General features: G+C 68.1%; 13 protein-coding genes and 1 tRNA gene. 7 read left to right on the top strand and 7 right to left on the bottom strand.

Annotation, left to right across the window (positions count from 1 at the left end; genetic code table 11):
• Window positions 1–115: 115 nt before the first annotated feature.
• The gene (locus tag CMO28_RS17520) at window positions 116–2,878 is read left to right on the top strand and encodes a CHAT domain-containing tetratricopeptide repeat protein (protein WP_296715599.1); all 2,763 of its coding nucleotides are present in this window, start codon (window positions 116–118) and stop codon (window positions 2,876–2,878) included.
• Here CMO28_RS17520 and CMO28_RS17515 read toward each other — a convergent pair.
• Both CMO28_RS17515 and CMO28_RS17510 read right to left on the bottom strand, forming a co-directional pair.
• Window positions 2,859–3,158, bottom strand: a complete 300-nt coding sequence (locus CMO28_RS17515; protein WP_296715598.1) for a hypothetical protein — start codon at window positions 3,156–3,158, stop codon at window positions 2,859–2,861. The two genes, CMO28_RS17520 and CMO28_RS17515, sit on opposite strands and share 20 nt — an antisense overlap.
• Complete coding sequence (locus CMO28_RS17510; protein WP_296715597.1) at window positions 3,158–3,793, bottom strand: hypothetical protein; 636 nt, start codon at window positions 3,791–3,793, stop codon at window positions 3,158–3,160. The genes CMO28_RS17515 and CMO28_RS17510 overlap by 1 nt, the downstream gene beginning before the upstream one ends.
• Window positions 3,794–4,258: 465 nt before the next feature.
• Between CMO28_RS17510 and CMO28_RS17505 the strand changes: the two genes are divergently transcribed.
• The 4 genes from CMO28_RS17505 to CMO28_RS17490 all read left to right on the top strand — a co-directional run bounded on the left by CMO28_RS17505 (window position 4,259) and on the right by CMO28_RS17490 (window position 8,112).
• Window positions 4,259–5,473 (top strand): argininosuccinate synthase, encoded by a 1,215-nt coding sequence (locus tag CMO28_RS17505; RefSeq protein WP_014746620.1) that lies wholly within the window; start codon window positions 4,259–4,261, stop codon window positions 5,471–5,473.
• Window positions 5,474–5,669: 196 nt separating this feature from the next.
• Window positions 5,670–7,085 carry a homospermidine synthase gene (locus CMO28_RS17500; RefSeq protein WP_062763043.1) on the top strand — a complete coding sequence of 472 codons (1,416 nt, stop codon included), beginning with the start codon at window positions 5,670–5,672 and terminating at the stop codon, window positions 7,083–7,085.
• A 158-nt stretch (window positions 7,086–7,243) separates the two neighbouring features.
• A complete protein-coding gene (locus tag CMO28_RS17495; RefSeq protein WP_062763045.1) occupies window positions 7,244–7,537 on the top strand; it encodes a hypothetical protein in 294 nt (97 codons plus the stop codon).
• Window positions 7,538–7,665: 128 nt separating this feature from the next.
• Window positions 7,666–8,112 carry a type II toxin-antitoxin system VapC family toxin gene (locus CMO28_RS17490; RefSeq protein ID WP_296715596.1) on the top strand — a complete coding sequence of 149 codons (447 nt, stop codon included), beginning with the start codon at window positions 7,666–7,668 and terminating at the stop codon, window positions 8,110–8,112.
• On the opposite strand, the gene CMO28_RS17485 is transcribed toward CMO28_RS17490, so the two are convergent.
• From CMO28_RS17485 to CMO28_RS17470, 4 genes are read right to left on the bottom strand one after another with little or no spacing between them, the layout of a single operon-like run.
• Window positions 8,094–8,684 (bottom strand): 2'-5' RNA ligase family protein, encoded by a 591-nt coding sequence (locus CMO28_RS17485; RefSeq protein ID WP_296715595.1) that lies wholly within the window; start codon window positions 8,682–8,684, stop codon window positions 8,094–8,096. The genes CMO28_RS17490 and CMO28_RS17485 overlap by 19 nt on opposite strands.
• Window positions 8,685–8,715: 31 nt before the next feature.
• On the bottom strand, window positions 8,716–9,612 hold the full coding sequence (folD, locus tag CMO28_RS17480; RefSeq protein ID WP_062763051.1) for a bifunctional methylenetetrahydrofolate dehydrogenase/methenyltetrahydrofolate cyclohydrolase FolD: 897 nt from the start codon (window positions 9,610–9,612) through the stop codon (window positions 8,716–8,718).
• A gap of 46 nt (window positions 9,613–9,658) precedes the next feature.
• Window positions 9,659–10,009: a DUF167 domain-containing protein gene (locus CMO28_RS17475; protein ID WP_296715594.1), complete on the bottom strand. Its 351-nt coding sequence runs from the start codon at window positions 10,007–10,009 to the stop codon at window positions 9,659–9,661.
• A 4-nt stretch (window positions 10,010–10,013) separates the two neighbouring features.
• A complete protein-coding gene (locus tag CMO28_RS17470) occupies window positions 10,014–10,328 on the bottom strand; it encodes a YggT family protein (protein ID WP_296715593.1) in 315 nt (104 codons plus the stop codon).
• A 200-nt stretch (window positions 10,329–10,528) separates the two neighbouring features.
• On the opposite strand from CMO28_RS17470, the gene CMO28_RS17465 reads away from it, so the two are divergent.
• Window positions 10,529–10,604 (top strand) — tRNA-Ala (locus CMO28_RS17465).
• Window positions 10,605–10,714: 110 nt separating this feature from the next.
• Window positions 10,715–11,194 carry a preQ(1) synthase gene (queF, locus tag CMO28_RS17460; RefSeq protein WP_062763057.1) on the top strand — a complete coding sequence of 160 codons (480 nt, stop codon included), beginning with the start codon at window positions 10,715–10,717 and terminating at the stop codon, window positions 11,192–11,194.
• Window positions 11,195–11,283: 89 nt separating this feature from the next.
• On the opposite strand, the gene CMO28_RS17455 is transcribed toward queF, so the two are convergent.
• Window positions 11,284–12,492, bottom strand: a complete 1,209-nt coding sequence (locus tag CMO28_RS17455; RefSeq protein ID WP_296715592.1) for an ABC transporter substrate-binding protein — start codon at window positions 12,490–12,492, stop codon at window positions 11,284–11,286.
• Window positions 12,493–12,548: the final 56 nt, after the last annotated feature.

The following is a 12,548-nucleotide window of genomic DNA, read 5'->3' as shown; positions in this document are numbered from 1 at the left end:
GGGGGGGGGGGGGGGGGGGGGGCGGATCGCCGACGGGTCACGGAAAGGTCGCTGTTCCCGATGCGGCGCTGCGGGCTTGAATGACCTGTCCTGAGCTTCCGGAAGTGCCTCTCAGATGATCCGTCGTCTCGCTCCGCTGCCGCGCCGCCTGGCGGGGGCTCTCGTGATCAACGGGCTGCTGTTCCTGTCATGGCCGACGGGTGCGGCGGAGGATCCGGGCCGGCGTGATGCGGTGCTGGAAGAGGCCATCGGCACCGCCGATGCACGAGGGCGTCGGGCCGAGGCGGTCGAGCTGTCGCGCGAGCTGGTGGCGCTCAGGACCGGGGTGCTGGGGGCGGATGCGACGGCGACGCTTGCGGCGCGGCTGACACTCTCCATCATGCTGGAACAGGCCGGAGAGACCACGGAGGCGCGGGCGCTGCGCGATGCCGCCTTCGACCGGCTGGCCGAGGTGGACCCCGAGCGTCTGCCGCCGATCCTGAACAACACGGCGATCGCACTTCAGAACACCGGTCATCCCGACAGCGCCGTGCCGGTTTTCGACCGGCTGGTGGCGGTGATGGCCGGCGCCGGCGAGAGCGTGCCCCTTGCGATCACCCATTTCAACCTGGCCGCCCTGCATCGCGACCGGCGCGATTACGACGCGGCGATTGCCGAGGGGCGCATCGCGGCCGAAATGTTCGAACGTCTGGAGGGCCCGGACGCCGAAGACACGATCGCCGCCATCGGCGCCCTGGGCCAGACCTACGGCATGGCCGGGCGGCCTGCCGCCGCCCTGCCGCATCTGCGCGAGGCCTGGACACGCGCCGGCCAGGCCCTCGGCCCTTCGGATGAAACCATGCGTCAGGCCAATAATCTGGCGGCGGTGCTGCGCGATCTCGGCCGCCATGACGAGGCGGAGCCGCTCGACCGCGCGGCCCTCGACTGGCGGCGTGTCAGGCTGGGACCTGCCCATGGTGCAACGCTGATCAGTGCCCGCAACCTCGCCCTCGACCTGGTCGGTCTGGACCGGGCGGAAGAGGCCGCAGGGTTGTATGACCAGGTCGTCGACACACTGGCACGCACACGCGGCCCGGATCATCCCGAGACGCGCCGCATTGCCCGGGAGCGCGACATGATCGCGATCCTGACCGGGGCGGCGCCGTCCGGGGACCCGGGCGATCTCGCGGCGATGGAAGCGCAGCTGACCACCGGGACGGTCGATGCCGATGCGGTCTATCTCGCCAATCGTCTGGCCGGCATTGCCGAACGCCGGGGCGAGCCTGCGGCCGAGCTGCGCCTGCATCGGCTGTCGCTCGATCTGGCCGAGCGGCATTTCGGCCCTCTGCATCCGGTGGCGATTTCCATGGCGACCAATGTCGCCCGGGCGGAACGGGCACAGGCGCATCCCGAGGCGACGGCGGCCTATGTCCGCCTGGAGGAACGTCTGCGGCTGTGGGCGCGGCGTGAATACGCCTCGACCTCCGACCAGGCGGTGATCGAGCAGGTTGCGGCCGCAACGCGCGAGGCCCTGGGCGACATCCTCTCCTATGGCTATGCCGCCGGCCGTTCGGATCCGCAGGCGATCGCGCTGGTTGCGCGGGTCATGCTGAACTGGAAGGCACCGGGGTCGCTGGAACGCGCCCTGCTCGACCGGGCGGCGACGGATCTGCCGCCGGCGGATCGGGACCTCGTCGCCCGGGTCCGACGCCTGAAGGCGGAGAGCCTGCGCCCGGGGGCTGATCGTCAGGCCATTGAGCGTCGGCTCGATCTGGCCGAGGCGGCCCTTGCCGACCGGGTCTCGGGCCTGCGCCGGCTGCAGGCGCAACAGGCGCTCGATTATGGCGCGATCCTCTCGGCCTTCCGGCCGGGCGATGCCGTGCTCGACTACATGACCGTGCCGATGCGCATGGCCCCCGACCGGGTCGAGGAGCGCATCCTGGTCATGCTCGGCCGGGCGGCGGGGCGGATCCGGCTCTTCGATCTGGGTCCCGTGGCGGCGGTGGCGGATCTGATCGCCGTCCCGGAAGCCGCGGCCGGACACGACACCCGCCGCCGGCTCTACGACCTGCTGATCCGGCCGGTGATGTCCGAGCTGAAGGGTGTCGACCGCCTGGCGGTGGTGCCGGACGGGTTGCTCACCCTGGTGCCGTTCGACGTGCTGATCGACCGGAACGGGCAGCCGATGGTCGCCGCTCTCGACATGCGCATCGCGCGCAGCGGCCGGGCGCTGGCCGGCGGGGACCATGACATGCCTCAGGATGCCGATCGCAGTGGGGTGCTGCTGGTGGGGGATGTGGATTACGGCGGGACGGCATCGCCGCTGCCGTTCACCGCGGCCGAAATCGACCGAATCGCCGCCACCGCCCGGGCCGGGGGCATCCCGCCCGTCATGTTGCGCGGAAAGGATGCCAGTGCCGGCGCTGTCCGTCGGGCGGCAGCCGGGCAACGGGTACTGCATTTCGCGACGCATGGCTTCTTCGAACCCTTGCACCCGGGAGCGGATGATCCGCTCGACCGCGCCGGGGTCCTGCTTGCGGCGGGCGACGGAGATGACGGCCGGCTGACGGCTGCAGAACTTGCGACATGGCCGCTGGACGGCATCGATCTGGTGGTGCTGTCGGCCTGCGACACGGCGGAGGGCGACCGCAGCTATGCCGAAGGTCTGGCAGGCCTCCCCTCGGCGCTGGCGACCGCCGGCGTCCGCCGCAGCCTGCTTGCCCGCTGGCCCGTCTCCGATCGCGGCGCCGCCCGGTTCATGGCCCGGTTCTACGACCACCTTGCGGCGGGTGAAAGCTACGAGGCCGCCTTCAGGGCAACCAAACTCGATGTGCTGGAGGGGCGGCTCGCCGGCGTGCCCGACGAGACCTGGGCCGCGTTCACGCTGATCGCGAACTGACCGGGGGCGTCCTGGCGAGTTCGGCGAGCAGGCAGGCGGCCGCGAACGGCACCAGCGCCAGCGCAGCGCCAAGCCCGCCGACGATCCGGGTTGCACCGGTACCGGCCAGCAGCGGCCAGGCCGCACTCGTGACCAGCAGAGCGCCCAGGACCATGCCGACCCGGCAGGCGCCGGTCCCGGTGATGACGACCGTGCCGGCGACGAGACCGGCAAGCAGCCAGTTTTTGCCGGCGCCCGCCCGATCGACGGCATGCATGCGCGCAATGACGGTCGTGATCATCAGGAACTCCGGTTGTTGGCGCGATGACGGATGCCGGGCGACAGAGCGACTGCGATCGATGCCACCATCACGCAACCCGCGATGGCACCGATCCCTCTGGATACAGGATCGGCGTGGGTGGGAAGTGCTGCCAGCATCAGAAGCGCGGTCAGGACCGACAGGATGATCGCCAGCACGCGTGTGGTGGGATTGCCGCTGATGCGGCTGAGGCGTTCCGACCAGGCCCCGCAGATCGCGAGGCTATGGGTCATGAGCATCGCACCCCATACCGTTACCACCAGCAGCAGCGGGAGGGCGAAGCGCGAGCCCGTCGTCTCTGGCGGCAGAAGCGCATAACCGGCGAACACAATGGCGAGTGGCGGCAGCAGCAGCGCCGGAGATGCCGCGCCCGGCCGGGCGGCCGGCTTATGAACCGGCCGTGCGCGAGCCCCGCGGAGAAAGACGATCGCAGCATGAACCGGCAGCGTGATCAGCAGGATCAGCATCATGCTGATCCCGTCGAACCAGGCCCGTTCTGCGGCCAATGCGGCGATGCCCCAGGTGATGAGGGCCGCCAGCAGCAACATGACCGTGCCCAGAGTCCGGCTTCGGCCGGCGGGCAGTGCCGGGATGCGGGTCTGCAGGGCGAAGGGCACCGCCAGAGCAGCTGCGACGCCCGTGGCCGCCATCCTCACCCAGATCCGGGCGGCATCAAGTCCGAATGCAGCGCCCAGCCAGTCGGCACCGAAGGCGATGCCCGACGCGCCGGCCAGAACCGCGAGCCACGGAAGCGGCGGTTGGCCATGATATGCGGGCCCTCTGTCGGCGGATCTGTTGCAGGCCACGGGATGTACCGTCCTTCAGGCAGATGATCTCTGATTATGCGCTCATGCAGATCAGGTGCACACAGGTTTTACAGTCCTCCGGCTGATCGCCTTTCCCGGGCCGTCCTGCCGGACCGTCCCTGCACCGGTTGCCGCCGCGCGCGTTTGCACTATACTGCGCCGATCCGCGGCCCCTCGGGGGCCTGGGCGGCGCGCTTGCGGCCGTCCGCATGGTTCCTGCCGCCGCGATGCCCGCACCTTCCGCCCACATCCTGTCGTTCCCGGGGGCTTCAGATCATGAGCCGCGACGTCAAGAAAGTCGTCCTCGCCTATTCCGGCGGTCTCGACACCTCGATCATCCTGCGCTGGCTGCAGGAGAATTACGGCTGCGAGGTCGTCACCTTCACCGCCGATCTCGGCCAGGGCGAGGAGCTGGAGCCGGCGCGCGCGAAGGCCGAGATGATGGGCGCCTCCGAGATCTTCGTCGAGGATCTGCGCGAGGAGTTCGTGCGCGATTACGTCTTCCCGATGTTCCGCGCCAATGCCCTTTACGAGGGCGTCTATCTGCTCGGCACCTCGATCGCCCGGCCGCTGATCGCCAAGCGCCAGATCGAAATCGCCCGTCAGGTCGGCGCCGATGCGGTCGCCCATGGCGCCACCGGCAAGGGCAATGATCAGGTCCGTTTCGAGCTTGGCTATTACGCGCTCGAGCCCGGCATCAAGGTGGTCGCGCCCTGGCGCGAATGGGATCTCAACTCCCGCACCAAACTGATCGACTATGCCGAGAAGCATCAGATCCCGATCGCCAAGGGCAAGCGCGGCGAGGCGCCGTATTCGACCGACGCCAACCTGCTGCACATCTCGTATGAAGGCCGCGCCCTGGAAGATCCCTGGGTCGAGCCCGACGAGGAGATGTTCACCCGCTCGGTTTCGCCCGCCGCGGCCCCGGATGAGCCGACCTATGTCGAGATCTCGTTCGAGCGGGGCGATGCGGTCGCGATCGACGGCGAGGCGCTGACGCCTGCGGCCCTGCTGACCCGCCTGAACGATCTGGGCGGCGCCAACGGCATCGGCCGGCTCGATCTGGTCGAAAACCGGTTCGTGGGCATGAAGTCGCGCGGCGTCTACGAGACCCCGGGCGGCACCATCCTGCTGGTCGCGCATCGCGCGATGGAGAGCCTGACCCTCGATCGCGGGGCCTCGCACCTCAAGGACGAGCTGATGCCCCGCTATGCGGAGCTGATCTATAACGGCTTCTGGTTCTCGCCCGAGCGCGAGATGCTTCAGGCGCTGATCGACCGGAGCCAGGAGAACGTCACCGGCACCGTTCGGCTGAAGCTGTTCAAGGGCAATGTGATCGTCGTCGGCCGCAAGTCACCGAAGAGCCTCTATGACGAGGCCTTTGCGACCTTCGAGGCCGATCAGGTCTACGACCAGCGCGATGCCCAGGGCTTCATCAAGCTGAACGCCCTGCGTCTGCGTCTCGGCGCCCGCCGCGGCGATCGCCGCTGAGCGGACCCGGCGGGGGCGGCGCCGGTTTCGTGAACCGGTCCCGCCCGCATCGCTTGATGACAAAGCCTTGAAATCTGTGACGCGCGCGGTGGACAAGCCGCGCGCGTCGCCGTTCCATAGAGAGCTGACCGTCCGCATCCGCGGACGGACGGACGGCCGGCGCCGCCGGCGTCTCCCAAGGAGTGCATTTCGCATCATGACCAAGCACGCCGCACTTCCCGGCCGCCTGCTGATGCTCGGCTTCGGCAGCATCGGACAGGGTGTCCTGCCGCTGATCCTGCGCCATATCGACATCACCCCGGACCGGATCACGATCATCTCGCCAGACGATGCCGGCAAGGCCGTCGCGGAGGAATACGGCGTCACCTTCCTGAAGATGGCGCTGACCCGCGAGAACTATGCGGCCGAGCTGGAGCAGCGGCTGGGCCAGGGCGATTTCCTGTGCAACGTCTCGGTCGAGGTGTCGAGCGTCGCCCTGATCCGTAAGTGCCGCGAGCTGGGTGCGCTTTACGTCGACACCTGCGTCGAGCCCTGGCCGGGCGGCTATACCGACCCCGATCTCTCGCCCTCGCAGCGCAGCAACTATGCCCTGCGTGAGAGCGCGCTCGACGTGAAGCGCGAGCTGGGTGCCGGGCCGACCGCGGTCATCGCCCATGGCGCCAATCCGGGTCTGGTGTCGCATTTCCTGAAGGCGGCGCTGCTGGACATCGCCAAGGCGAGCGGCATGGATGCGACGCGGCCCGAGAGCCGCGAAGGCTGGGCGGCGCTGGCCCGGGATCTGGGCGTGAAGGTCGTCCATATCGCCGAGCGCGACACTCAGAAGGGCCTGCCGCCCAAGGAGCGCGGCGAGTTCGTCAACACCTGGTCGGTGAACGGCTTCGTTGGCGAGGGCTGCCAGCCGTCGGAACTCGGCTGGGGCACGCACGAGCCGGAGCTGCCGCCGGAGGGCCGCCGCCACGATTTCGGCTGCGATGCCGCGATCTACCTGATGCGTCCGGGTGCCGGCACCCGCGTGCGCACCTGGGTCCCGAGCGAAGGCCCGATCCACGGCTGGCTGATCACCCATAACGAGTCGATCTCCACCGCCGACTATTACACGCTGCGCGACGAGGCGGGCGAGGTGGTCTATCGGCCGACCTGCCATTACGCCTATCACCCCTGCGACGAGGCCGTGCTGTCGCTGCACGAATTCGCCGGCAAGAACTGGGAACTGCAGCCCCGCGTCCGCATCCTGATGGACGAGACCCAGCCCGGCGGCGTCGACGAGCTGGGCGTGCTGGTCAACGGCCCGGCCAAGGGCAGCTACTGGTACGGTTCGCAGCTGACCATCGACGAGGCCCGCGAGCTGGTCCCGCACAACAACGCCACCAGCCTGCAGGTGACGGTGTCGGTGCTGGCGGCGATGATCTGGGCGATCGAGAACCCGAATGCCGGTGTGGTCGAGCCCGAGGATATCGACGAGCGCCGCATCCTCGAGATCTCGACCCCCTATCTCGGCACCATGGCCGGCTACTGGACCAACTGGACCCCGCTTCAGGACCGCGAGACCCTCTTCCCCGAGGATCTGGACCGGAACGAGCCCTGGGCGTTCAAGAACGTCATCGTGCGCTGATCCGCAGCCCGGATCGGGTCTGACGACAAAGCCCGGCCCGCGATCGCGGGCCGGGCTTTTGTCTGGCCGGGGGGCAGCGGGGACTTGACGGATGTTCAACGGAATACAAAATTTGTGAGACAATTCACCCGTCCAGCGACCCGCAGGAGGGACATGCCATGGCGCCGGAAACCGTGCAGGCAGCCGTCGAACCGGACGAGGATCTCGCGCGAGCCCGCCGGAAGCTCGCCTTCGAGGCCGCTGACGCAGAAGGGCTGCTCGGCCCCCGCGATACGGCGGTGGGCGGGCGTGTGCCATCGAAGCTCCTTGCGGCGGCCAGGGCCCGCAGCGGTGCCGCAAGCACCAGCGAGTTGCTTCTTTACGCCCTGAGCAAGGTTGCGCTGGAGGATGATTTCGGCCGGCAGCTTCTGGCCCGGCGGGGGCGGGTTCCCAAGGGCACTCTGGAAGGCTGACCCTTTTGCGCGTCGGCCTCGCCCGTTCATTGCGTCGCCTCCGGCCCGAGACGTGGTCCGGCACGCTCACCCGCCGTGCCCGCACAGACCTGCCCTTTGCCGATCGGGCTCAGAGGCTTGGGCCGCCCTTGCTGCTCGACACGTCGGTCTATGTCGACATGCTCGAAGGATCGGCCAGTCCTGCACTTGATGCGCTTCTGGAGACCCGCCGGATCCAGCACAGTGCCATTGCCGTGGGGGAACTCTGTCACAATTTCGGGCGCCTGACCCCTGAGCATCCCGGCAGCGCCGACGTCCTTCGAGAGCTGAGCCAGGTCGTCGACGCGATTCCAGGCCATCGTCTTGATGCGCCGACTTCTGGCGTTCTGCTGGAGGCCGGAATTCTGGCTGGTCTGCTGTTCCACCTGGGGCGGCTTCCGAAAGGACAGGAAGTCGCCGCGTTCAACGACGCGGCCATCTATCTCCAGGCGATGGAGCAGGGGTATACCGTCCTGACCAGAAACATCCGCGACTTTGATCTCATGAATCAGATCCTGCCCGCGGGCAGGGTCCTGTTCTATGACCGTACGTCCTGAGGGCATGCCTCGCCGGTTGCGCTCTTTTCGGCCAAGGGGACACTTCCGGCCAGGGGGACGCGCGTCAGGCGGTCAAGACGTCCCTCCAGCAGCTGAACGATCTCTACCGCATCCACATGGCCCCGCACCGGCAACGGCCAGGCGTCGGAGGCGAAAGCCGCGGCGGCTGCCCTGACCGGCTCCGCTTCCGGGGCGCCGGTCAGGGTCAGATGCGGATCGAAGGGGGTGTCCGGGCGGCGGGCCGGCAGGCCCGGGCCGTCATGCAGGGCGGCGTGAAGACGGGTGAGCGGCCCCCTGCCGTCGAGCGCGCGCAGATAGAAGGCGTATTCGCGCCGCCTGTCGTCCAGATGGGTGTGCGGATCGCCCAGCGTCAGACCGAAGGCCGGTTCCGTGGCGGCAAAGGCAGCCAGGGCGGTTTCAAGGACCTGCCGACAGGCCATGGCGCCACCGAAGACCAGCGTCAGATGCGGCGGCACCAGGGTCGCCCGCGCCGGTTCGTGGCGGCGGCGGAAGGCATCGATCCGGTCGGCATCGGCGGCGGCGAAGCGCGGGAGGCAGAGGACGTAGAGCATCGACCGTCGCTCCCCTCCCCTGATGTTCCGCTCAGAGCTGGGTCATGTCGATGCCGCGGCGGGCACAGGCCGCCTGCAGCGTGTTCGAGAGCAGGCAGGCGATGGTCATGGGGCCGACGCCGCCCGGCACGGGCGTGATATGCGCCGCCACCGCCTTGACCTCGTCGAAGGCGACGTCGCCGACCAGGCGGTCCTTGCCGCCTTCGGTCGCCGGCGGCAGGCGGTTGATGCCGACATCGATCACGGTCGCACCCGGCTTGATCCAGAAGCCGCGCACCATCTCGGGCCGGCCGACGGCGGCGACCACGATATCGGCGGTGCGCACCATCTCGGGCAGATCCTTGGTGCGCGAATGCGCGATGGTGACGGTGCAGTCGCGGCCGAGCAGCAGCTGGCCCATCGGCTTGCCGACGATGTTGGAGCGGCCGATCACCACGGCATGCCGGCCGGCCATGTTCTGGCCCAGGGTCCGGTCGAGCAGCATCAGGCAGCCGAGCGGGGTGCAGGGCACCAGGGCCGGCTGACCGGTGGCCAGACGGCCGGCATTGACCGGATGAAAGCCGTCGACATCCTTGGCCGGATCGATCGCCTCGATCACCTTCTGGGCATCGATCTGGCGGGGCAGCGGCAGCTGGACCAGGATGCCGTCGACTTCCGGGTCGGCGTTCAACTGCGCCACCAGGTCGAGCAGGGCCGCTTCGGAAGTGTCGGCAGGCAGCTTGTGTTCAAGGCTGCGCATGCCGGCCGCTTCGGTCTGGCGATGCTTGTTGCGGACATAGACCTGGCTTGCCGGATCCTCGCCGACCAGCACCACGGCGAGGCCGGGGCGGATGCCATGGCGGGCATAGAGGCCGCCGACGCGGGCTGCGGTTGCGGACCGCAGATCCGCAGCGACGGCCTTGCCGTCGATGAGTTCAGCTGAAGCCATGGGGTGTGTCTCCTTCGGGAGTCGGGCTCAGGTACCGAGGTCGGGCTCAGGCACCGAGGGCGCGGGCGCGGGCGGCGATGTCTTCGGCATCGGCGAAACCCTCGCCCTCGATGCCCAGCCGCTTGGCACGATCGGTCACGCCCTGGACGACGCGAACCCGGTTGCGGGCGATGCCCAATGCCTCGGCGACCAGCCGCTCGACCGCGGCATTGGCCTTGCCGTCCTCCGGGGCGGCGGTCACCTTCACCTGCAGCCGCATCCGGCCGTGGCCGTCATCACGGGCAGGTTCTATGGCGGCCTTGCGCGCCTTGGGCTGCACCTTCACGAAGATCGAGACATTGGCCGGCCCCTCGCGTTCGACCGCGGGAGCCGCCATGCCGGTCATGTCGTCGCTCATCGGATCAGTACATCATCCCGTAGGCATAGGGCGCGAGCCAGCCATTGACCACGATCTTGAGGAAGTTCAGCAGGAGCAGCAGGACCAGCGGCGACAGGTCCAGCCCGCCGAGGCTGGGCAGGAAGTTGCGGATCGGGCGCAACACCGGCTCGGTGATCCGGTGGATAAAGCTGCCGATCGTATAGACCACCTGATTGTTGGTGTTAACGACGTTGAACGCCACCAGCCAGCTCAGGATGACGCTCGCGATCAGGATCCAGGTATAGATCTCGATCGCGGCATTGAACAGAAAGAGCAGGCCTTGGAGAAGCGACGCCATGCGGGGCTCCCTCGTACTCGGGCTGCCGCATGCCCGATGCGGCGTTCTGACGGGTCGGGCGGGAGTATAGCGCAGCCATCGCGGGCGGCCAGTCGATTGTGACGATTCTCTGAGAGAGCCGCTTGACAGCACCTCGCCCTCACGCCAATATCCGCGCCGTTCACCACCGGTGCCCGACGGGCTTCCGGCGGGGCGGGTGCGGGGCCGTAGCTCAGTTGGGAGAGCGCTAGAATCGCACTCTAGAGGTCGAGGGTTCGACTCCCTTCGGCTCCACCAATTCCCGCTTGAACGCGATGACGACTGACGATGACGAAAAGGCCGGCTTCTGCCGGCCTTTCGTGTTTCCGGACCCGTGTTTGTCCGGAAGGCGCTGCCCCGAGGAGGTGATGCCCGTGACCGGACCGTCCGAAACCATCTATGCCGGGCTGGAACAGCTGGGACGGAGCACCGACCTCCCGGCCTCGCCGGATCAGGCGGTGCTGGAGCGGGTGGCGAACCCGCATCCGGGCACGCGCTATGCGGTGCGCTTCGTCTGCCCGGAATTCACCTCGCTCTGCCCCATCACCGGCCAGCCGGATTTCGCGCATCTGGTGATCGACTATGTGCCCGGCGACTGGCTGGTCGAGAGCAAGTCGCTGAAGCTCTATCTGCACGCCTTCCGCAACCATGGCGACTTCCACGAGGCCTGCACGGTGGGGATCGGCAAGCGCCTGGCGGAGCTGCTTGCACCGGAATGGCTGCGGATCGGCGGCTACTGGTATCCACGCGGCGGCATTCCCATCGACGTGTTCTACGCCACCGGGCCGGTGCCGGCCGATCTCTGGATCCCGGATCAGGGCGTGCCGCCCTATCGCGGCCGGGGCTGAGGACGGAAAAACCGGGTTGAGGATGGAAAGCCCGACCGTCGGGGCCGACGGCCGGGCTTTTGCGGGCGGATATAAGGGGCGTTGCCGGCTTACTTGAACGGCAGCGGCACGTATTTGCCGTTCTCGACCACCGTCATCTGGAAGGCGCTGGCCATGTTGTTCTCGGCGTCGACGCCGGTCAGCTCATAGGGGTTGCGGTCGGCGGGCAGGGTCTTGGAGGCTTCGGCCAGCGCGCCCATGATCTTCTCCGGATCCTCGGTGGTGCCGGCAAGTTCCATCGCCCGCACGAAAACCATCAGCGCGGTATAGTTCAGGCCGATTTCCGCCACCGCTTCCTCGTTGGCGCCATACTTCTCCTGGTATTTCTTGATGAAGGCCGGCGCGTTCTTCGAGGGGTAGTATTCGAGCGGCAGATTGCCGACCAGGCCGTTCATCATCTCGATGGGGACGATGTTGTCCATCTCCTCGGGCTTGGCCTGATCCATGATCACGAAGCCGCCCTTGAAGCCCTGCTCGCGTGCCGCCTGCACGATCAGCGCGGTCGGCTGCGACGGGCCGCCGATGAACAGCACATCGGGCTTTTCCGACAGCGCCTTGGCGACCGCGCCCGAGAAGTCGGTGGTGGTGCGATAGTCGACGGCGTTGTCCGTCAGCACCTCGCCGCCCATCTCCTTCCAGGTGGCGCTGAAGCCCTTGGTCCATTCCTTGGCATAGGCGTGGGTGCCGGGGATCATGCCCAGCCGCTTGCCGAACCGGCTCATCGCCGCCTCGGCATAGGGCTTGAACAGGGCATTGTAGCGCGGCGGGATCATCATCTGCAGCGGGTTGCCCTGCTTCAGGATCGCGGGCTCGCTGGTATAGGCGCCGATGATGAATTTCTGCGGCCCCTTGGTGTTGAAGCCCTGCGCCGCCAGGATGCCGCCCGAATGGGGGATGAACACGATCCGCGCGCCGTTCTGATAGACCAGGCGCTGGGCGTTCACCGCCGTCTCGTTGGGCAGGTAGCGGTCATCCAGAGACTGGATTTCCAGCTTCACCTTCTGGCCGCCGATATCCATGCCGCCGGCCGCGTTCACATCGTCGGCCGCCATCTCCAGGCCGCGGAGCGCGTTGCGGCCATAGAGCGCCGCACCGCCCGACAGCGGGCCCGAATAGCCGATCACGGCGCTGTCGGCGGCCTCGGCTGCGTTGCCGGCGAACAGCGTCGCGCCGGGCAGCGCCATCACCGCCGCCACGGCCGCCGCGATCAGAACCCGCCGGCGGGTCGTCTTCCGGATCTCGTCGATGACCATCTTCATGACATCTTGCCTCCCTTGACTGTCCCGGTTCCGTGCCGGGTTTGCCGATCCCTGGT

This window comes from Tistrella sp. (assembly GCF_002684955.1).
Classification (GTDB): Bacteria; Pseudomonadota; Alphaproteobacteria; order Tistrellales; family Tistrellaceae; genus Tistrella; species Tistrella mobilis.
This window is presented reverse-complemented; position numbering and strand designations above follow the sequence as displayed.